This is a genomic window from Phenylobacterium sp., from assembly GCF_046590535.1.
Classification (GTDB): domain Bacteria; phylum Pseudomonadota; class Alphaproteobacteria; order Caulobacterales; family Caulobacteraceae; genus Phenylobacterium.
In genome coordinates this window covers 26,751-47,590 of sequence record NZ_JBKJTG010000136.1, presented here as the reverse complement: position 1 = coordinate 47,590, position 20,840 = coordinate 26,751, and the positions used below count along the sequence as shown (strand labels likewise).

The 20,840-nt window shown below is 67.7% G+C and carries 17 protein-coding genes and 1 pseudogene; 11 read left to right on the top strand and 7 right to left on the bottom strand.

Annotated features, from left to right (window positions below; all coding sequences use genetic code 11):
- Nucleotides 1-141: 141 nt before the first annotated feature.
- Nucleotides 142-339 (bottom strand): annotated as a pseudogene (locus tag ACLL81_RS08450) (cold-shock protein); the annotation flags it as partial.
- 180 nt (nucleotides 340-519) lie between these two features.
- On the opposite strand from ACLL81_RS08450, the gene ACLL81_RS08445 reads away from it, so the two are divergent.
- A complete protein-coding gene (locus tag ACLL81_RS08445; protein WP_411287903.1) occupies nucleotides 520-1,107 on the top strand; it encodes a TIGR00730 family Rossman fold protein in 588 nt (195 codons plus the stop codon).
- A 2-nt stretch (nucleotides 1,108-1,109) separates the two neighbouring features.
- On the opposite strand, the gene ACLL81_RS08440 is transcribed toward ACLL81_RS08445, so the two are convergent.
- The 3 genes from ACLL81_RS08440 to ACLL81_RS08430 form a co-directional block, all read right to left on the bottom strand.
- Nucleotides 1,110-2,387, bottom strand: a complete 1,278-nt coding sequence (locus ACLL81_RS08440; protein ID WP_411287902.1) for a sulfatase — start codon at nucleotides 2,385-2,387, stop codon at nucleotides 1,110-1,112.
- Complete coding sequence (gene tauD, locus ACLL81_RS08435) at nucleotides 2,388-3,263, bottom strand: taurine dioxygenase (protein WP_411287901.1); 876 nt, start codon at nucleotides 3,261-3,263, stop codon at nucleotides 2,388-2,390.
- 146 nt (nucleotides 3,264-3,409) lie between these two features.
- A complete protein-coding gene (locus ACLL81_RS08430; RefSeq protein WP_411287900.1) occupies nucleotides 3,410-4,480 on the bottom strand; it encodes a glycine zipper 2TM domain-containing protein in 1,071 nt (356 codons plus the stop codon).
- Nucleotides 4,481-4,664: 184 nt separating this feature from the next.
- Between ACLL81_RS08430 and ACLL81_RS08425 the strand changes: the two genes are divergently transcribed.
- Complete coding sequence (locus ACLL81_RS08425; protein ID WP_411287899.1) at nucleotides 4,665-4,865, top strand: hypothetical protein; 201 nt, start codon at nucleotides 4,665-4,667, stop codon at nucleotides 4,863-4,865.
- A 271-nt stretch (nucleotides 4,866-5,136) separates the two neighbouring features.
- Here the strand turns inward: ACLL81_RS08425 and ACLL81_RS08420 are convergent, their stop codons facing one another.
- Complete coding sequence (locus tag ACLL81_RS08420; protein WP_411287898.1) at nucleotides 5,137-6,033, bottom strand: hypothetical protein; 897 nt, start codon at nucleotides 6,031-6,033, stop codon at nucleotides 5,137-5,139.
- Nucleotides 6,034-6,197: 164 nt separating this feature from the next.
- Nucleotides 6,198-7,373 carry an acyl-CoA dehydrogenase family protein gene (locus ACLL81_RS08415; protein ID WP_411287897.1) on the bottom strand — a complete coding sequence of 392 codons (1,176 nt, stop codon included), beginning with the start codon at nucleotides 7,371-7,373 and terminating at the stop codon, nucleotides 6,198-6,200.
- Between the two features lie 72 nt (nucleotides 7,374-7,445).
- Between ACLL81_RS08415 and ACLL81_RS08410 the strand changes: the two genes are divergently transcribed.
- The 8 genes from ACLL81_RS08410 to ACLL81_RS08375 all read left to right on the top strand — a co-directional run bounded on the left by ACLL81_RS08410 (nucleotide 7,446) and on the right by ACLL81_RS08375 (nucleotide 18,240).
- A complete protein-coding gene (locus ACLL81_RS08410) occupies nucleotides 7,446-8,327 on the top strand; it encodes a hypothetical protein (protein ID WP_411287896.1) in 882 nt (293 codons plus the stop codon).
- Between the two features lie 52 nt (nucleotides 8,328-8,379).
- On the top strand, nucleotides 8,380-9,834 hold the full coding sequence (locus ACLL81_RS08405) for a sodium:solute symporter family transporter (protein ID WP_411287895.1): 1,455 nt from the start codon (nucleotides 8,380-8,382) through the stop codon (nucleotides 9,832-9,834).
- Nucleotides 9,831-11,948, top strand: coding sequence for an alpha-galactosidase (locus tag ACLL81_RS08400; RefSeq protein WP_411287894.1), 2,118 nt, complete (start codon nucleotides 9,831-9,833; stop codon nucleotides 11,946-11,948). Before ACLL81_RS08405 ends, ACLL81_RS08400 begins: the two co-directional genes overlap by 4 nt.
- A complete protein-coding gene (locus ACLL81_RS08395; protein ID WP_411287893.1) occupies nucleotides 11,945-13,894 on the top strand; it encodes a beta-galactosidase in 1,950 nt (649 codons plus the stop codon). Before ACLL81_RS08400 ends, ACLL81_RS08395 begins: the two co-directional genes overlap by 4 nt.
- 29 nt (nucleotides 13,895-13,923) lie before the next feature.
- A complete protein-coding gene (locus tag ACLL81_RS08390) occupies nucleotides 13,924-14,508 on the top strand; it encodes a TetR/AcrR family transcriptional regulator (RefSeq protein WP_411287892.1) in 585 nt (194 codons plus the stop codon).
- 441 nt (nucleotides 14,509-14,949) lie between these two features.
- Nucleotides 14,950-15,957 (top strand): LacI family DNA-binding transcriptional regulator, encoded by a 1,008-nt coding sequence (locus ACLL81_RS08385; protein ID WP_411287891.1) that lies wholly within the window; start codon nucleotides 14,950-14,952, stop codon nucleotides 15,955-15,957.
- A 301-nt stretch (nucleotides 15,958-16,258) separates the two neighbouring features.
- A complete protein-coding gene (locus tag ACLL81_RS08380; RefSeq protein ID WP_411287890.1) occupies nucleotides 16,259-17,176 on the top strand; it encodes an aldo/keto reductase family oxidoreductase in 918 nt (305 codons plus the stop codon).
- Nucleotides 17,173-18,240: an LLM class flavin-dependent oxidoreductase gene (locus ACLL81_RS08375; protein ID WP_411287889.1), complete on the top strand. Its 1,068-nt coding sequence runs from the start codon at nucleotides 17,173-17,175 to the stop codon at nucleotides 18,238-18,240. Before ACLL81_RS08380 ends, ACLL81_RS08375 begins: the two co-directional genes overlap by 4 nt.
- Before the next feature lie 10 nt (nucleotides 18,241-18,250).
- Here ACLL81_RS08375 and ACLL81_RS08370 read toward each other — a convergent pair whose 3' ends face one another.
- Nucleotides 18,251-19,513 carry an MFS transporter gene (locus ACLL81_RS08370; RefSeq protein ID WP_411287888.1) on the bottom strand — a complete coding sequence of 421 codons (1,263 nt, stop codon included), beginning with the start codon at nucleotides 19,511-19,513 and terminating at the stop codon, nucleotides 18,251-18,253.
- Between the two features lie 169 nt (nucleotides 19,514-19,682).
- On the opposite strand from ACLL81_RS08370, the gene ACLL81_RS08365 reads away from it, so the two are divergent.
- A complete protein-coding gene (locus tag ACLL81_RS08365) occupies nucleotides 19,683-20,771 on the top strand; it encodes a Gfo/Idh/MocA family protein (protein ID WP_411287887.1) in 1,089 nt (362 codons plus the stop codon).
- Nucleotides 20,772-20,840: the final 69 nt, after the last annotated feature.

The following is a 20,840-nucleotide window of genomic DNA, read 5'->3' as shown; positions in this document are numbered from 1 at the left end:
GCCGCCGCCGCCGCCGCCGAAGCCGCCGCTGCGGGGACGATCAAAACCACCACCACCGCCACCGCCAAAGCCGCCGCCACGGGGACGGTCAAAGCCGCCGCCGCCGCCGCGCGAGGGGGCCGCGCCCTGGCCGGTAACCACCAGCTGGCCGGCGGAGAGCTTGCCGGACCGGCGGTCCTGTTCCATCTCGAACTGGACCTGGTCGCCCTCGTTCAAGCCGCTGAGGCCCGCTTGTTCGACCGCCGAGATGTGGACAAAGACGTCAGATCCGCCGTCGTCCGGTTGAATGAAGCCAAAACCCTTCGCGGTGTTGAACCACTTGACCGTGCCGCTCGCCATTCGCCTGACCTACCGTATAGAAATCTCGCGCCGCCCTGACGGTGCCCGGCCATCCCGTTTGACGGGCCGTGTGGGCTATGTAGCGGGCGAAATGGCGTGAGGCCAGCCGCGCCGTGACACAGGCGCGCAATCGGCCTATTTGCGGGCGCTCTTTGGCCGCTGTTGTCGCGAAGGGCGTGCGTGAAAAGCATCTGTATCTATTGCGGGTCGGCGCAGGGGACCAACCCGGCGTTTCTCACCGAGGCGGTGACCGCCGGCACGCTGATCGCCCAGGCCGGCCTGACGCTGGTCTACGGCGGCGGCCGTGTCGGGCTGATGGGCGCGGTGGCCGACGCGGCTCTTGCCGCCGGCGGCAAGGTGGTGGGCGTGATGCCGGCCGACCTAGTGAGCCAGGAGATCGGCCACACGGGGCTCACAGAGCTGCGAGTGGTAAATTCCATGCACGAGCGCAAATGGGCGATGGCCGAGCTCGCCGACGGCTTCCTGTGCCTGCCGGGGGGCCCTGGGACATTCGAGGAGATCTTCGAGCAGTGGACCTGGGCGCTCCTGGGCTTCCACGCCAAGCCCTGCGGCTTCGTCAACGTCAGCGGCTACTACGACCTCTTGCGCCAGACCATCCAGCAGATGGCCGACAACGGCTTTATCGCCCAGCAGTACGTGGACATGCTGATGTACGCCGAGGACACCGCCCAGGCGCTCGAGCAGTTCCGCGCCTACGTGGCGCCGCCGCCCAAGTGGGGCGTGGCCGCGGTGGAACAGCGCTACTAGCGCTAGTCGGGATGATCCACCGCGCTGGCCGGCGCCACGTGCGGCGCGAAGGCCGTGGCCAGCGGCTCGTAGCGCGCCGCGGCCCGGGCCACCCGGGCCTGCATGTCCAGCGCCACCTCCGGGTGCAGCGATCCCACCCCGTAGGTCTCCCCCGGATCGCGGGCCAGGTCGAACAGCAGCGGGTAGCCGTACCGCGCCAGGTTCAGGTCGTAGGTCCGGTAGTAGGTGCGCACCACGTACTTCCAGCGCTCGGTCCGCACCGCGGCCACCTTGGCGTTGTTGAACAGCACGATCTCCTCGTGCGGCGAAGGCTTGCCCCGCAGCAGCACCCCCGAGAGGTCGCGGCCGTCGAACTCCACGTCTGACGGAAGCTCCACGCCCGCCATGGCGGCAAAGGTTGGCAGCAGGTCGAGGTTGCTGGCGAGCGCCGCGCTCACCGTTCCGGCGGGCAGGGTCCCCGGCTGGCGGGCGATGAAGGGCACGCGGTAGCCGCCCTCCCAGGCCGCGCCGCCCTTGCGGTCGCGGAACGGGCCCGACGAGCCCTCGAACCAGGGCCCGTTGTCCGAGGTGAAGGCCACCAGGGTGTCGTCGTCCAGCCCCAACTCGCCCAGCCGGCGCAGCAGCCTGCCGACGTTGCGGTCAATCTCCTCGACCACCTCGCCATAAAGCCCCGCGGCGGAGCCCGAGGTGTCGTCCGGGTTGGGGACCAGCGGCACGTGGGGCGCGGTCAGCGCCAGCAGGATGAAGAACGGCCGGTCCCGGTTGGCCTCGGCGAAGGCCACGGTCTCGGCGAAGAACCGCTCGGTCAGCCTGGCGAAGTCGACCGGTTCCTCGATCAATGGGCCTGCGCCGTCGGCCTGATAGAGGGCCAGGGGCGTCATGTCGTGACTGTAGGGCAGGCCCAGGAAGGCGTCGAAGCCGTAGCGGGTGGGCGGCCAGTGCGGGGCCACATGCCCCAGGTGCCACTTGCCGATCAGCGCGCTGGCGTAGGCGGGCCCCAGCACCTTGGGGATCGTCACCGCCTCGGGCGGCAGGCCCTTCACATCGGCGGGCTGCAGCACCTCGTGCGCCAGGCCATGGCGGATGGCATACTGGCCGGTGAGCAGGCCCGCCCGCGACGGGGTGCAGACGTTGGCCGAGGCGTAGAAGTCGGTGAGCCGCACGCCCTCGGCGGCCATCCGGTCGAGGTTCGGCGTCTGGATGATCGTGCCGCCGTCGCAGCCCAGGTCGCCATAGCCCAGGTCGTCGGCCAGGATGACGATGACGTTGGGAGCGCGCACCTATTCCGCCGCCGCCCGCAGGCTGGCCGGCTGGCGCGAGCGGTGGAACGGCCGGTCGCCCAGCACGGTGGCGCGGTTCATGATCCGCCGCGCGGGCAGGTAGTCGTTGACCGCATAGTGCTGGGTCACCCGGTTGTCCCAGAAGGCGATGGCGTTGGGCGTCCAGCGCCAGCGCACCAGGAACTCCGGCTTCTGGATGTGTTCGAACAGCATCCCCAGGATCGCATCGCTTTCCTTGCGGCGCAGCCCCTTGATCCGCTCGGTGAAGCCGAAGTTGACGAACAGGCCGTCCTTGCCGGTCTCCGGGTGGGTGCGCACCACCGGATGCAGCACCGGCGGGTGCCTGGCCACCTCCTCGGCGTGGCGCTCGGCGCCCGCAGCGTTGGCGACGATCCCACGGGTGGGAAAACCCCTGGCGAAGTCGTGGATGGCGTCCAGGCTAACGAGGAACTCGCGGAATGCCGGCGACAGGGCCTCGTAGGCCGCTCGCATGCTCGACCAGATGGTGTCGCCCCCGTTCGCCGGGAGCTGGCGAGCGTAGAGGATCGAGGCCATGGGCGGGGTCTCGATGAAGGTCACGTCGGTGTGCCAACTGTCGTTGTCGGTGGGGTTGCCGGCGTGGTTGTCGAGGATGAACAGCTCCGGCGCCTCGGGCACGCCGGGATAGAGCGGATGGGTGTGCAGCTCGCCGAAGCGGGCCGCAAAGTCGCGGTGCTGCCCAGGCGTGATGTGCTGGTCCTCGAAGAAGATCACCTGATGGGCCAGCAGCGCCGCGCGGATTTGGGCTAGATCGTCGTCGGACAGTGGCTTCGCCAGGTCGACGCCGGCGATTACCGCGCCGATGGTGGGGGTCAGCGGCTGTATCTGGATCGGCATGGCGGCCTCCGCAGCAAGGCCGCAAGCCAAGCCCATCTCGGCGCGCGCGTCAAAGGCTTGAAGTCCAGACGCACAACAGGCCCCTGGCGAACCAGGGGCCTGCAGCGGCCGGGGATACCCGGCCCCAATCCTCAGTTACGCGAGGATCAGTAGCGGCGCTGGCCGTCGTCGTAGCGATCGCTGCCGTTGCGATCGTTGTTGCGAGCCCAGCGGATACTTTGGCGAAGCGCGTCGAGCCTGGCGTTGATGGTCACCGTGTCGCGCGGGCCGAGCTGGCCGCGATAGCGGCGCATGCCGGCTTCCTGGCGACGGATCATGGCCAGCTCCCGCAGCGCGCGGTCGCCTTCCATGCGCGTCAGGGAGCCGTCATTCAGGCCCCGGCGGATCCGCTGGTCCAGCAAGGCCTGGCGCGAGCGGATGTCGGCGGGGGCGTCGCCCCAGCCGCCGCGGCCTTCGTAGGACGCATCGGTCGCCTGGGCGCCGACGAAGGGCGCAGTGGCGACCCAGCGGCCCCGGGTGTCGTAGTAGCCCTGGGCCTGGCCGGCGATCCAGCGACCGTCGTCGTAGTAGCCCGGCTGGGCGTCGGCGATCCACACGCCGTTGGCGTCGCGGCGGCCGCTTGCCTGGCCAGCCATCCAGCGGCCGCTGGCGTCGTAGCGGCCCACGGCGGAGCCGGCGACCCAGCGCCCGTTGCGGTCGTAGTAGCCGCTGGCGGCGCCGGCGACCCACTGGCCGTTGGCGTCGTAGTAGCCGCTGGCCGAAACCGGCACGTAGCGGCCGTTTCGGTCATAGTAGCCGCTGGCCTGGGCGTTGGCGCCGGCGCTGATCCAGCGGCCCTGGCCGTCATAATGGCCGTTCGGGGCGCCGTTCACCCAGGCGCCGTCGCGGTCGTAATAGCCCTGGGCGTTGGCCTGGGTGACGTTAGTGGCGTGCCACATGCCGTTGTTGTCATAATAGCCATAGGCCCGCGCGCAGTCGGCGGAGCCCTTGTTCAACTGGCTGGCCAGCAGGCCCCCGGCCGCCGCGCCGATCAGCGCGCCCTTGGTGCGGTCGTCCCGGCCGGCGACAGCGCCGCCCAGCAGGGCGCCGATGCCGGCGCCGGCCACGGCCGTGCCGACCCGCGTGGACTGGCGCTGCTCGCAGGTTTGCTGGGCAAGGGCGGCCGACGGAATGAAAGTCGCCGCGGCGAGGCCGGCGGCGAGCAGATGTTTGCGCATGGGTGAGGCTCCTGGAAAGGCATGTGTCCATTCCCTGGCAACCAAACGCCGGCTTACGGCAGGGGTTCCTGAACGGCGCCGGGATCAACTCGCTGCGGCCTTTTACCCGCCGATGTTGCGTCGCCGGCCGAACTGGCCGCAACTCCGCCAAGGCGCGGGGGCGTAGACAGCGGAGGCTGCCGCCGTGACCGACGTGACCTATGTCTCATTCGTACCGAGATCGAAGCGCAACAGGCTGCGCGAGGTTCTCGAGACCGAGAACACCGGCGACCTTCGCTGGACCGAGAAAAAGACTTTCTCCGGCAGCGAGTTCTACTTCTCCGGGCCGGCCACCCTGGCGCGGCGCACCCACACCTTCGTCACCCAATGGCTAGCCGATGACTGACGGCAATGTGCGCGGAAGGCCGGGCGATGTCTCCAGCCCCGCCTCGCCCGCTGGCGGCTGCCGTCCGGCAGGCCCCGAAGCTCGGCGCGACTCACGGCGGAAAGGTTGACCGCAGGCGTGACGCTCGAAATCCTGGGCGCAGATCAGCACAAGATTGTCGGCGATCGTCATCTCACCAGCGCCCCACCGTGCCCCGGGCCCGCCCCGCCGTGACGGGGCTAAGTCCGGTCCCAGCGAGCTGAAAAACGTCGCACCGGTCGTTGGGAAGGGCCTAGCGCCAGGTCCCCAGCCGCGCGTTCACCTCGCTGAACCGCCTCGCCAGGTAATCGCGTTCGTCCGCAGTCATGCCGCCCAAGGTGTAGGCCGCGTCTAGCCGCACTAGGTCGCCCAACTCGGCCCGCGCGCGCTGGGCCTCCAGGGCGTCGATGGCGCCCGAGCGCTGGCCCTGGGCGATCCGCCGCTCGACGCCGGCCCAGCGGTCCTGCCGGCCGATGCCGTCGTCGTCGTCGTCGCCCAGACGCAGGCGCAGATCCTCGTAGCGGGCGGAGAGGTCTGCGGTCTCGCGGGCGTCCAGGCCGTTGCGGCGATAGCTCGCCTCCAGCTGCGCCAAGGCCTGGAAGTCGGCCCGCAGGCGCGCGGCCTCGGCGCGATTCAGGGTTCGGTCGGCTAGCGCCGCCTCCACCCGGGCGTCAAAGGCCATACGGCGCTCAGCCAGGGGCCGCCAACGCTGGTCGTCGTCGCCCCGCTCGTCGCGCACGCTACGCGACAGGGCGTCGTAGCGGTCGGAGAGGTCGGCCTGCTCCTGCGCGGTCAGCCTGCCGTCGGCGGCGTAGTTGGCCTCGATCCGTACGAGTTCGTTGTATTCGGCGCGCAGCAGGTCGGCTTCGCGGCGCGTCAGCGAGCCGTTGCGAACCCCGGCCTCAATGCGAGCGTCCAGGGCCACGCGGCGCTCGCTCAGCGGCCGCCCGCCGCGGGTCCACCCGGTCTCCAGCGTCTGGGCGGCCGTCGCCGGCTTGCCGAACAGGGCCCCCAGCAGGGTCCCCATGATGTCAGGGCGGCCCGTGGCGGAGGGGACGGGGTAGTAGGGGGCTTGCGCCTGGGCGCCGCCTGCGAAGGCGCACGCGAGGCCTAGGGCGGCGGCCGCGGTGGCTGTTTTCATCGGAGTCATGAGAGGGGGGCGCTTTCTAAGGGAGTGCTGTCTAAAATTAACAGCATCAACGGCCCGCGACGGTGGAGGTTGCCTTAGGGCTGGCGGATGCGGCCGCATCAACTACGGCCCAACCGACGATGACATCTCGGCTCTCAGCCGCACCGCCCCTGGGGGCGTGGTCCCTACAGTCCGAGCACGTGCTTGGCGATTATGTTTCGCTGCACCTCGTCGGAACCACCCGCAATGCTGGCGGCCCGTCCTTCCAGGTAGCGGACCGTTTCAGGCTGCGCCCATTGAGGGCCAACCGTTGTGTTCGGCACGGCGCTTTGCGGAAACCACGGCGCCGCGTAGGGCCCCGCGCATTCCACGAAGAACTCCGTCATCCGCTGGACGATGTCAGTACCCTTCAGCTTCAATAGGGACGATGGCGCGCCCGGTGCGCCACCTGCGGCGACTTCCGAGAGAGTACGCAACTCGGTGATCTCCAGGGCTTGAAGTTCTACGTCCGCCCAGGACATGCGCCGGGCGAATCCGCCATCTTCCATCAAAGAGCCGCCCTCCGACCCGGGCAGGGTGCGGGCGACCTCCCGTAATCTCTGGAGAAGATCCCGCGATAGCGATACGAAGGCCTGACCTGTTCGCTCGTGTGTCAACAGGCCCTTCGCCACAGTCCACCCTTCGCCCTCGCGCCCGACGCGGTTTTCGACCGGCACGCGAACGCGATCGAAGGTCACGCTGTTGAACGCATGGCGCCCATCGATCGAGATGATCGGTCTCACCGTCACCCCCGGATCGTGCATGTCCAGCAAGAGGAAGGTGATGCCGGCCTGCCGCTTCGGCTCATCCGACGTCCGCGTAAGGCAGAACATCCAGTCGGCCTCGTGCGCGCCGCTGGTCCAAAGTTTTTCGCCATCGACCAAGTAGTGATCGTTGTGAAGCACCGCCACAGTCCGCAAAGAGGCAAGGTCAGACCCCGCGCCGGGCTCGGAATAGCCCTGGCACCAGCGCACCCTGTTTTGGAGGATGTCTGGTAGGAAACGCGCGTGCTGGTCGGGCGCGCCATAGGCGAACAGGATCGGCGCCAGCATGCCCATGCCCATGCCGCCGACCTGCGCCGGCAGGCCGGCGGCGGCGGTCTCCCGCTCCCAGATGAAGCTCTGCGTGGCGGTCCAGCCCGGACCGCCGAACGCCACGGGCCACTTGTTCGCCGCCCAGCCCCGTTCGAGCAGGGCCGCATGCCAGCGCCGTTCATGTGCGTCGCCGCCGGCATAGCGCTCGCCGGCCGGGAAGGCGTCGCAGATCAGAGTGCGCACCGCCTTGCGAAACGCAAGTTCGTCGTCCGAGAGGCTAAGATCCATGGACAGCCACCAGCATGTTATTATACGGTTCGTCAATAATAACGGTCTGAGACGTGGTCAAGGGAGCTTGGAATGCTTGCAGACGCCTTCACGGTCGCCGAGCAAGGAGACATCCTGACAGGCCCGGTTCGTCGGCCGGTGAACGTGTCAAGGGACGCCCAGGGTTCGATCCACGACGACAAGACCGCCCAGACCCTGGGATTTCGCGGGGGAACCGTCGCCGGCAACATTCACATGGAGCAGTTCGTCCCGGTGATGCGGGCGCGGTTTGGCGCCGACTGGAGCCAGCGGGGCGGCCTGTCGCTCTACTTTCTCAACGCCACTACTGACGGCGAGCCCGTGCAGGCCTCGATCGGACCTGTCGTAGAAGACCCGTTCGGGATTCAACGGGCGGACGTCTGGATGCAGACGCCGGAGGGTGTGCGGGTCAGCGAAGGCACGGCCTGGATCGGCGGCGACGATCCGCAATCAGCCCTTCGCCAGCGGCTCGCCTCGCAGCGCCCCGCGGAAGATCTGCGGATGCTGCTGGCCTCCAGCGTCGGCGACGCGGTCCAGGATGTGCCGACTCGCCTAGATGGCGAGACCTGCCTGCGCAGGCTGCAGGGGATCACTGAGCCCCTGCCGGAATACCGTGAGGCCGCAATCTGGGGCGAACGGGTCGCCGCTCCGGCCGTGGCGATCGACGCCCTGCGGGCGGTGGAGGGGCCGCTGTTCCGCGCCAAGGCTGGCTTCGTGGGGATGTTCGGCGCGATCGAGGTGCAGCACCTGGGCGCGCCGATCTTTCTCGATCACGATTACCTGGTCGACGGTCGGCTAGTGGCCCTGGGCTCGTCACCGAAGACCGAGATGGCCTGGTACGAGAGTACGCTGAAGGACGCTGCGGATTGCCGACCTGTGGCGCGCCTGCTGATGCTGACCCGCTTGCTGAAGGCCTCCTCCCCGCTTTGGGCCTGACTAGCGCGGAGGCCGCCGGACGACCTAAGGTGGCGGCGTGGGGGACCATGTGGTGACCAGCAGTACGACTCAGTGGGCGGTCTTCGCGGCGCTGACGGCGCTCATGGCGCTGGCCACGTGGTGGCAGGTCTCCCGCATGGGCGGGCGCTCCGCCGACAGCAACAGCGAGTACTTCCTGGCGGGCCGCAACCTGACTTGGCCGTTCATCGCCGGCTCGATCACCCTGACCAACCTGTCCACCGACCAATTGGTGGGCATGAACGGCAACCAGATGCTGCTGCTGGCCTGGTGGGAGCTCTCCGCCCTAGCGGGCCTGGCCATGCTGGGGTTGGTGTTCCTGCCGATCTACTTCCGCAACAACTGCACCACCACCACCGAGCTTCTGGAGCGCAAGTACGGATCGAAGCACCTGCGGGCGGTCGTCTCGCTTCTGTTTCTGCTGGGCAACGTCTTCATCTACCTGCCGATCATGGCCTACACCGGGGCCCTCTTCCTGAAGACCATGTTCGCCACCGACCTGCCGCTCATGGCCATCGCCGCGGGCTTGGCCGTCGTCGGGGCGGCCTACACCATCCTGGGGGGCCTGCGCGCGGTGGCGGTCTACGATACCCTGTCCGGGGTAGGGGTATTGGGGATGGCGGCTGCGGTGGCGGTGTTGGCCATGGCCGCCATCGGTTTCGACTTCACCGGCATCCCCCCCGACCGGTTGACCATGCTTGGGGGGCCAGACAGCCCGATTCCCTGGCCGACCCTGCTCACCGGCATGATCTTCATCCAGATGTTCTACTGGTCCACCAACCAGACGATCACCCAGCGGGCCATGGCCGCGCCTACCCTCAGGGAGGGGCAGAAGGGGGTGCTGGCGGCCGGCATTATCCGGCTGCTGGTGGTGCCGGCTGTGGTCGTCATCCCAGGGGTCTGCGCTTACAAGCTGTTCGGCGACCTGGGAGACGCGACCTACGGGCGGATCGTGGCCGAAGTGATGCCGGCATGGATGTCAGGCGCCTTCGCCGCGTTCATGGCTGCGGCGGTGTTGACCAGCTACACCTCCGTGTTGAACTCGTCGGTGACGCTCTATGTCTGCGACCTGCATGAAGCCTTCATCGCCCCGAAACCGGATGTGAAGCGGCTGAACACCATCATCTCACTTGGGTTCATGGCGATGTCGATCATGCTTGTCCCGGTCTATGCGGGTGCGGATTCGATCATAAACCTCGTGCAGCAGCTAAACGGTCTGCTTTCCATGCCGATCCTGTCGGCGTTCATCCTTGGCCTGGCCTTCCGCAATGTGGACGCTCGCGCGGCCATGGCGGCGGTGGGCTTCGGCGTGGCGCTTTACGCCGTCTTCACCTTCGTCTGGACGCCGATACACTACATCCACCTGATGCTGGTGACCCTGGTCGCCTGCCTGGTTGTGGGTCTTCTCATCAACCGGCTGGTCCTGGGGCGTCGCGCAGAGTTTGGTCTGGCATTCGGGCGAGCGCGGACCGCGGCAGCCGGCAGATGAACGAGCCGCTGCGGCTCGACGGAGGCGGCGACACGCTGCTGATGGGCGTCCGGGGCGGACGACCGTACCTCGACTACTGGGGGCCGAGCCTTCCGGCGGGGCTCGCGGCTTTTGACGTGCGGATTCTGGACCGCGCGACGCCGCACGGCATGCTCGACGCTGGGGAAGCCTTGGATCTGTTTCCCGAGAACGGCTGCGGTTTCACCGGTCGCGGCGCTCTGGAACTCAGCCGCCCTGGCGGCGGATTCATCACCCAACTGGTTCACGCGGCTTCGGAAGCGATCGAAGGTGGGGTCCGCCTGCGGATGGCTGATGTCCTGGCAGGGTTGGAGGTGGCCATCTCGGTCGTGATCGATCCGGCTACGGGAGTCGTCGGCTTCCGCTCGACGGCGCGCAATGTGGCGGATGCGCCGCTAAGGCTCGACTGGCTGAGCCCGGTGGCGCTGCCGATTGCTCACGACGAGGTCCTATCGTTCAGTGGGCGATGGGCGCGGGAGTTCACGACGCATCGCTTCAGGCATGCAGCCGGAGTCTGGGCGACCGAAAACCGGACCGGCAGAACCTCCCATCACTCGCCGCCTTTCCTGGTGGTGGGCGAGGCGGGTTTTGACGAACATCATGGCGAAGTGCTGGGCCTGCACCTCGCCTGGAGTGGCGACCATCGGCTGTTCGTCGAACGGCTCCGCGATGGCCGTCTGCAGGCCCAGGCCGGCGAGCTTTTCTGGCCCGGCGAAGTGATCCTTACGCCGGGGGAACTCTACGAAAGCCCCTGGCTCTATGCCGCGCGATCCGCTTGCGGCCTGAACGGCCTTTCCGACCGGCTTCACCCGTTTGTCCGCCGCACCATCCTCGGCGGCCGGCTTGCCCAGAGGCCCCGCTTGGTCCACTTCAACACTTGGGAAGCCGTCTACTTCCGACATGACCTTGAAGAACTGAAAGCACTGGCAGATACGGCGGCGGACGTCGGGGCTGAGCGCTTCGTGCTGGACGACGGATGGTTTCGCGGGCGCAACGGCGACACTGCGGCGCTGGGCGACTGGACGCCCGATCCCGCGAAGTATCCAACGGGCCTAGCGCCGCTGGTCGACCATGTCCGTGGGCTCGGCCTGGAGTTCGGCCTCTGGATCGAGCCAGAGATGGCCAATGCCGACTCTGACCTGCTCCGCGCCCATCCCGACTGGGTGTTGGGCGAGCCAGGCCGCACCCAGCCGCTGGGACGCGGTCAGTACGTTCTGGACCTGACGCGGCCGGAGGTGGCGCAGGAGATCTACCGGCAGATCGACAGCCTGTTGCGCGCCCATCCGATCGCCTACCTCAAATGGGACATGAACCGTGACCTGACGCATCCGGCGAGCGGCGGACGGCCCGGCAGCCGCGCCCAGGTCCTGGCCGTGTATGCGCTGATGGATCGCCTGCGCGCGGCTCATCCCAGGCTGGAGATCGAATCCTGCGCGTCAGGCGGCGGCCGCGCCGACTATGAGGTGCTACGCCGAGCCGAGCGCATATGGACGTCCGACTGCAACGATCCCGTCGAGCGGCAGTCGATCCAGCAGGCGTTTTCGATCTTCTTCCCCCCGGAGGTGATGGGCGCTCACGTGGGGCCCGCGGCCAGCCACACCACAGCCCGCGCCTCCAGCCTGGACCTGCGCGCAATGACGGCCCTGTTCGGCCACATGGGGATCGAGGCGGATGTGCGCAGATTTCCAACCGAAGACCTTGCCGCGCTGAAGAGCGCCATCGGCCAGCACAAGGCGTTGCGCGGCCTGCTGCATACCGGCCGTCTGGTGCGCCAGACGCCGCCTGACGCCGGCGCGGTGGCCTTCGCGGTTGTTGACAGCGGGCAGGCCGTGGCCAGCGTGGCTCAACTGGACACCCCAAGGACAGCGGCCGCCGCGCCGCTCCGGCTGCAAGGACTCGATGCTGACACAACCTACCGGGTGCGGCGACTGAATCCGCCGGCGGGGCCGCGCGCCGCCATGAAAACCATCCCGTCTCTGTTGACCGGCGAGGCCGTGGAGGCCACCGGTCGCGCCCTCGCGGTCGTGGGGCTGCCGATGCCCATCCTGCGGGCCGGCGAGGTCGCGGTGTTCCACCTCACGTCGGTCCGACCATGAAACTGGGCGTCTGCTACTACCCGGAACAGTGGCCGGAGGAACTCTGGGCGGAAGACGCGCGTCGCATGGCCGAGCTGGGCCTGACCTTGGTGCGGATCGCCGAGTTCGCGTGGAGCCGCATCGAGCCGGAGCCTGGCCAGTTCGACTGGGGCTGGCTGGACCGTGCGGTGACGACCCTGGCCGACGCCGGCCTGAAGATCATCATGTGCACGCCCACGGCCACCCCGCCCAAGTGGCTGGTGGACGCCAATCCGAGCATGCTGGCCCTCGACGCCGGCGGCCGGGTCCGCGGCTTTGGCTCGCGCCGCCACTACTGCTTCTCAAGCGAGGCCTACCGAGCCGAATGCGCCCGCATCACCGAGGCCGTCGCTGGCCGCTATGGCCGCCATCCGGCTGTCGAAGCCTGGCAGACCGACAACGAGTTCGGGTGCCATGACACAACCCTGAGCTATTCTCCCAACGCTGCCCGCCGTTTCCGATTGTGGTTGGGCCAGCGCTACCAGTCGGTAGAAGCGCTGAACCGGGCCTGGGGCGCGGCCTTCTGGTCACAGGAGTACCGCGAGTTTGAGGAGGTTGATCCGCCGAACCTTACGGTAACCGAGCCAAACCCCAGCCATCGGCTCGACTACAACCGCTTCGCCTCGGACGAGGTTGTGGAGTTCAATCGCGCGCAGGTGGCCATCATTCGGGGACTTTCGCCCGGGCGGGTCGTCACCCACAACTTCATGGGTTTCTACACCGAGTTCGACCACTTCGCCGTGGGCCGTGACCTGGATCTGGCAAGCTGGGATTCCTACCCGTTGGGCTTCCTGGAGCAGTTCTGGTTCCCGGAGGCGGACAAGGCCCGCTACCTGCGCCAGGGCCATCCGGACGTGTCCGCCTTTCACCACGACCTCTACCGCGGCTTGGGCCGGGGCCGGTGGTGGGTGATGGAGCAGCAGGCGGGTCCGGTGAACTGGGCCGCCTACAATCCCGCTCCCCTGCCGGGTATGGTGCGGTCCTGGACTTGGGAGGCCTTCGCGCATGGGGCCGAGATGGTGTCCTACTTCCGCTGGCGTCAGGCGCCCTTCGCCCAGGAGCAAATGCACGCGGGCCTGAACCGCCCCGACAATGTGCTGGACGTCGGCGGGCGGGAAGCAGGCGCTGTGGCGGCCGAGTTGAAGACCGTAGGGGAGTTACTGGCGTGCGCGCCAGCGGGAGTAGCCTTGGTCTTCAGCTACGAAGCGGACTGGCAGTTTGGCATCCAGCCACACGGCAAGCACTTCCGCTGGCTGCAACTGGCGTTCGAGATGTACTCGGCCCTGCGTCGGGTGGGGCTGGATGTCGATATCGTGCCGCCCGATGCGGACTTCACCGGCTATGCGCTGGTCATCGCGCCATCGCTGCCGATGCTGGCCGAGACGACGCTGGCCGCCCTGGCGTCGTCCGGCGCCGTCGTCCTCTTCGGGCCGAGGACCGGCTCGCGCACCCGCGACGGGCATATCCCTGCGAACTTGCCGCCCGGGGCACTGCAGAGCCGGCTGCCGCTGAGGGTGATCCGCGTGGAAAGCCTCAGGCCCGGCGCCGGACCCCGCGTGGAGGTTTCGGGACGCGGGCTTGCCGGACGACTATGGCGGGAGGTTCTGGAAACCGACCTGCCGCCGTTGGCGACCTTTGAGGACGGTGGGACGGCATGGCTTGCAAGCGAGTCATGGCATTATTTGGCCACTTGGCCGGAGGCTGCACTGCTCGACCTCATCATCGCTCGCGTCGCCCTTGAGGCCGACTTGCCCGTCGAGGCGCTTGAAGAGGGCGTACGCTTGCGCCGGCGCGGCGATGTGCAGTTTGCTTTCAACTTCGCCCCGGAAGCCCGACGGACGCCGGCGCCTGCGGACTCGCACTACGTCCTGGGAGGACCGGATCTGCCGCCCGCGGGCCTGGCGGCCTGGCGGATCGAGACCCCATGACTTCGGCTGCGCCCCGCAAGCGCACGCGCTTGGCGCCCGAGGCCCGCCGCGAGCAGATTCTGGACGAGGCCGCGCGGCTGATCCTCGACGAGGGCCTGTACGCCGTCAGCATGGAGCGCCTAGCGCGCGACGTCGGCATCAGCAAAGGGCTGGTCTACAACTATTTCCCGGCCCGGGACGCGCTGCTGACCGCGCTGCTTTCGCGCGAGCAGGCCGAACTGCGCGACCGCGGGATGGCCAGCGCGCTCCAGGCCGAGAGCTACGTAGACCTGATCCGCCAGACGACGCGGCTGTATCTGGAGCAGACCCGCGACCGTGGCGCCCTGATCGCGGCCCTGCTGTCGGACCCGTCGGTGGCCAAGCTGATGGAGAAAGAGAGCCGCGGAGACCGGGACCGCACAACGCGGTATTTCGTCCGCGCTACGCGCAACGCCTACGACCTGCCGCTACCGTTGGCGATCGCCGCCGTCGAACTGCTGTCGGCGGTGACGGACCGAGCCGGCAAGTTGGTCGCCGAGGGGCACATTGATGTCGATTCGGCCTCCGAGTTGTGCGTCGAGCTTATCACCGGCGGCTTGGCTGGGCTCAACCGGGACCGACCGCTGAAGGGCTAGGCGCTCGCCTCTTCGTCATGAACCTGACCGACAGCACCAACGTCGCCAACATCATCATTGAAGACGCCCTGATCGTCAGCCGCCGCGACGCCCGGCTGCTGGAGCCGCGGGTCTACGGTGTCGTCATGAAGAAGCGCTTCTCGGCTCTGCGTCGTGTCCCTTCTGTTCGTTCTCAACGGTCGTGGCGTCCGCTGCCCCGACCGCAACCCAGGCCGTGCCGACCAAACAGTCGCTGGTCTCCTGGAGGTTGGACGAGTATCCGCTTGAAGGCTGGCGGCTGCAGCTCACCACCCTGGCGCATCGGGTGGCGTGGCTGCAGGCGCGCCGAGGCGTCGTTGTCTCCGTGCTTTGCTCAGTTTGGGCTAACGATGTGGGGTATTCCCTAGGTTCGGGAGAGTGCGAATGCCGGGGGCGCCGATCGCGACTTTGGAGGGAGGGCGGATGCGAGCGACGATAAAGGACGTGTCGGACCTAGCCGGCGTGTCCATGAAGACCGTCTCGCGCGTCCTCAACAAGGAGCGTTACGTCTCTGAAAAAACGCGGCTGCGGGTCGATCAGGCCGTAGCCCAGCTCAACTTTAGGCCCAGCGTCGCGGCCCGCATCCTGGCTGGCAAGCGCAGCTATCAGATCGCGCTGATCTACGACAATCATAGCCCGCACTACATCCATCAGATCCAGACGGGCGTCTGGGCCCGTTGCATTGAGGAAGGCGTGCGCTTGCTGGCGCAGCCTTCGGACGCCGCCTCGCCGTTGCTGTTCCGGGAGATCGGCGGGCTGATCGACCAGACCCAGGTGGACGGTGTCATCCTGTCCTCCCCGGTGACCGACGCGCCAGGGGCCCTCGATGAGCTTGAGACGCGGGGCATTCCCTATGTCCGCATCTCGCCCGGCACCGAACATGAGCGCAGCTCCTCGGTGTCGATGGACGACGTCCAGGCGGCCGACGACATGACCAGCCACTTAATCGCTCTGGGCCATCGCCGGATCGGCTTCGTAATCGGCCACACCAACCACACCGCCAGCGACCTTCGTCTCTTCGGCTATCGCCGCGCCCTGGACCGGGCCGGCGTGCCGTTCGAGCCCAAGTATGTCCGCCCGGGGCAGTTCGATTTCGCCTCCGGCGAGGCGGCCGCCGACATCCTCCTGGATCTGCCGAACCCGCCCACCGCAATTTTCGCCAGCAATGACGATATGGCTGCGGGCGTTCTGACGGTGGCCCATCGCCGAGGCATCGCCGTGCCGGCCGACCTGTCAGTGGCGGGCTTTGACGACACAGCGCTGGCGAGCCAGCTCTGGCCGCCGCTCACCACTGTGCGCCAGCCGACGCGCGAGCTGGCCTATGCCGCGGCCAGCCTGCTCTTCGACGCCGAACAGGACATCGTCCACCGGCGGCTGCCACACGAATTAGTGCTGCGCGCCTCAACCGCCCCGCCCCGGAAGGCAGACTGACGCCGGCCAGCGGATCGGGACGAACGCGACCGCCGCGCACAGGCGCAGGGTGATCAGGCTCGCGGCGGTGGTCATCAAGAGCGGACGCCTGTGGGTGGCTGACCCGCTCCGCGTTTCCCAGGCTTTCGTGGCCAGATGTCTTGCCAATCCGGGCGCGCGCGGCCTATCAATATGACAGCGCTATCATAAAGCCGGCAGGTGCGAGGGACATTGCGCTCCGGCGTCGGTTCCAGGCGCGGCGACGGCGGGCATGACGGTGCGACTTCGAAACCAGACCTCAGTCGCAGAGACCCCGCCCAGCATGAACAGCTCCTCCTTCCTGCTCGATCCGGTCGCCTCACGTCCGCTTTATGCCGGGGGGCCGGAGGTCTCGTCGGTGGCTTGGGGGATGTGGCGGTTCGCGGGGGACGACGTGGCCGCCGCCGAGGCCCGGATCAACGCCGCCCTGGACGCCGGCGTGACCTTGTTCGACACCGCTGACATCTACGGCCCCGACAACGGCGAGCCGTTCGGCGCCGCCGAGGCGCTGTTGGGCCGGGTGCTCGTTCGCGACAAGGGCCTCGCCGACCGGATGGTGATCGCGACCAAGGGCGGCATCGTCATGGGCACGCCCTACGATTCCAGCGCCGCCTACCTCACCTCTGCCATCGACGCGTCCCTGTCGCGCATGGGCGTTGAGCACCTGGCGCTCTGGCAGATCCACCGGCCTGACATGCTGACCCATCCGTCCGAGATCGCTCAAGCGCTCGCGGTCGCGCACCGAGCCGGGAAGATTGGCGCCGTCGGGGTCTCCAACTTCACGCCCTGGCAGGTCGAAGCCTTGGCCATGCACCTGCCGTTCCCGATCGTGTCCTGCCAACCGGAGTTCTCACCGCTGGCCATCGCGGCGCTTACCAACGGCGTGTTGGATCAGGCGATCGCGCGCCACATGGCGGTGCTGGCTTGGTCGCCCCTCGGCCAGGGGCGGCTGGGCGATCCGAAGGATGAGCGTGCCCACGCGGTGGCCGCGGCGCTTAACGTAAAGGCCCGAGCCTATGGCGTCAGCCGAGCCGCGGCCGCCTATAGCTGGATCATGGCCCATCCCGCCCGGCCGATCCCGATCGTCGGCACCCAGACCCCCGCACGGATCGCCGAGATTCCAGACGCCTTCAAACCCCGCTGGACCCGGGCCGACTGGTACCAGGTCCTCATCGCCTCGCTGGGAGAGCCGCTGCCATGACCCGACCGCCCTGTGAGATCAGCTGGTTCTCGGCGCTCTGCGACGACGACTACGAGTTCCTCGGCGTGCCGGATCCCATGCTGCGCTCGAGCTGGGAGCATTGCCGCGACATCGTCCTGCAAGCCGAGGCCGGCGGCTTCGACAATATCCTGCTGCCGTCAGGCTATGAGCTGGGCATCGACACCACCGCCTTCGCGGCGGGCATCGCGCCGCTGTTGAAGCGGATGCGCCTGCTGATGGCCGTGCGGATCGGCGAGACGTGGCCGCCGCAGCTCGCCCGCCAGATCGCCACCATCGACCGCATGCTGGGCGGCCGGTTGACGGTGAACATCATATCCTCGGACATGCCGGGCGAGAAGCTGGCGTCCGCGCCGCGCTACGCGCGAACGGTGGAGGCGATGAGCATCCTGAAGACCCTGCTCAATGGCGAGCCCTTGGACCATGTCGGCGAGTTCTGGAAGCTGAAGCTGGATCGCCCTCGGGTCACCACCGTTTCCGGCAAGGCGCCGCTGCTCTATTTTGGCGGCCTGTCGGAGGATGCCCGCGAGGCGGCGGCCAAGGGCTGCGATGTCTTCCTCATGTGGCCGGACAGGAAAGAAACGATCGCCGCGATCATCGCCGATATGACGGCGCGGGCCGCGGAGTACGGACGGACGCTCCGGTTCGGCTACCGGGCCCACATGATCGTCCGCGACACCGAGACTGAGGCCCGCGCGGCGGCCGAGCGTTTGCTGTCCAAGCTGGACGCGGCGACCGGCGAGGCGATACGTGCCAAGTCGCTCGATTCCACCTCGGTCGGCGTTCAGGCCCAGGCGGCGCTGCGCGAGGCTGCGGCTGCGGATGACGGCTACGCCGAGGTCAATCTCTGGACTGGCGTGGGGCGTGCGCGCTCAGGCTGCGGCGCGGCCATCGTCGGTGATCCGGACCAGGTGCTGGCCAAGCTCAATGACTACCGCGACATGGGCATTGAGGCGTTCATTCTTTCCGGCTATCCGCACGCCGCCGAGGCGGATTTGTTCGCGCGCCACGTTCTGCCGAACATCGCGCACGCCCCGCTGAGCTGAGGGCGCGGCCCTACAGATGAACCACCGCGGGCCCTGCCTCCGAGCCGGCATCGACTTGGCGGATGCGGGGCAGCAGAATGTGGATCCAGGCGAGCGCGAGCAGGTAGGACAGGCCCGCGAATACGAAGAGTGGCGTGTAGCCGAGGCCAGCGGTCAGCACGAGGCCGGCGACCTTGACGATCGTCATGCCGCCGATGTTGCCCCAGAAAGCTGCGAAGCTGGTGACGCGCCCGATCTTCGGCTTGTCGGTGACGTCCGCGATAAGCGCGAAAAGGTTGGTGGAGAAGCCTTGGTGGGCTGCCAGGACGACCGCGAGTATTGCCGCCGCGCCCCAGGCGCTGCCAGCCTGCGTGGCGAGCGGCAGGACCAGGACCAGCAGGGCGCTTACCAGCATGGCCAGCTTGCGCACGCGGTTCACGGGCGAGCCCCGGTTGAGCATTCGGGTGGCGATCACGCCGCTGATCAGGGCGCCCACCGCCCCGCCGGCATAGGCCAGAGCCAAGGGTGGGCCGATGGCGACACCCGTGAGGCCGTATTGACGGTTCAGGAAGTCTGGCATCCAGAACAGCAAGAGCCACCATGTGGAGTCGCTGAGTAGCTTGGCGCCGGAGATGGCCCAAGTGGCCCGGTCCCGAAGGATTGAAGGGCGAGGGGTTTTGGATGCCGCGGCCGCTGGCGTCGCCGGCGCATCGCCGAAGCGCGCCTTGCGGGTTGAGACGATCCAAACCGCCGACCAGAGGATGCCGGCGGCTCCGGCCATCACGAAGGCGCCGCGCCAGCCGAACGGCTGCGCCATGAAGGGGATGAGAATCGGAGCGCTGATGGCGCCGACGCTGGAGATGGCGTTGATCAGGCCGAACCCGGCCGAGCGCTGGTTCGGCGGGAGGATGGTGGCGACGGTCTTGATCGCCGTAGGCGTGACCATGGCCTCGGTCGCGCCCAGGCCGATCCGGCACAGGGTGAATTGGACCAAGCTGTGGGCCAGTCCATGGAACATGGCCGCGACGCTCCAGGCGAACACCCCGACGACGTTGGCCCATTTTACGCCAATGCGATCTACCAGCGGCCCGGCGGCCAGCAAGGAGACGGCCATCGCGCCCTGGAACCAGGCGCCAAGCGTGCCATAGTCGTCGTCGGACCAGCCCAACTCGGCGGCCATGGTGGGCTTCAGCACAGATATAATCTGCCGGTCTACCAGGGCGAGAATACCCGCCAGGGCCACCATGATGAACAGGAACCAACGGCTGAACGAGGGCTGTGTGGATTCGGTCATGCGCCGACCCGGGGCCGACGTCTCAGGCTGTAACGCAAGGCCAGGATCCTCCCCGATAGCCCAACAACTCCGGGCGCCGTTCTTGCGACTTTGGGCTTGCCCGAACCCTCAGTCTGGGAGAATGCTCACAATAAGTCAGCGCTGTCATAATGAAATTGGGGAGGGTCTGTTGGCCGAGGTTGTCCGCTACGGCTTGGTCGGTACGGGGATGATGGGGGTCGAGCACCTCAACAATCTCGCCGTCACGCCCGGCGCCGTCGTGACGGCGCTCGCGGATCCTGTGGCTAAGTCCCTCGGTTGGGCTCGCGACGCCCTGGCGGACCGCGCCGACCAGGTGGCCGTGTTTGCCGACAGCGCCGCCCTGGCCCGCAGCGGCCTCGTGGACGCGGTGATCGTCGCCAGCCCGAACAGCACCCATCGACAGGTGTTGGAACCGCTCTTCGACGCGGGTCTTCCGATTCTCTGCGAAAAGCCCATGGCCACCACACTGCCCGACGCCCGCTGGGTGGCTGACCAGGCGGCCCGTTCGGATGCCCCGTTCTGGACGGCCATGGAATATCGGTACATGCCGCCGGCAGCGCAGTTCATCTCCGAGATTCACACTGGCCGCGTCGGCGCCTTGCGGATGCTCTCCATCCGAGAACATCGATTCCCCTTCCTCAAGAAGGTCGGCAACTGGAACCGGTTCTCCGCGAACACCGGTGGCACTATGGTCGAGAAGTGCTGTCATTTCTTTGATTTGATGCGGCTCATCACCGGCTCGGAGGCGGTCCGCGTCTACTGCTCCGGCGCCATGGACGTGAACCATGTCGATGAGCGCTACGACGGCCGCAGTCCCGATATCATCGACAACAGCTACACCACGGTGGAGTTCGCCAACGGCGTCCGCGCCATGCTGGACCTGTGCATGTTCGCCGACGGGGCGGAGAACCAGGAAGAGATCACGGCGGTGGGCGACAAGGCCCGACTGGACGTATTGATCCCGGAAGGGGCCCTGGTGTTTTCGCCGCGTGTCGGTTTCCGCAACCCGAAGCAGGTCGAGCGCCGGACGATCGAGGTGGACCCGACAGCCCTGAACGCCGGCAGCCACCACGGTTCGACCTTCTACCAGCACCAGCGGTTCATCGCCGCGGTCCGCGGCGAGGGCGCCGTGGAGGTAACTGCGCGCGATGGGCTGATGGCCGTAGCCATCGGAACTGCCGCAGAGATCAGCGCCCGCGAGAAGCGCGTAGTGGAGATGTCTGAACTGCAACTTTGACCAGTCAGAAAGCGGTTCACACGTCTCGATATGACAGCGTAAGACACAACAAAGTACGTCGAAAAACAC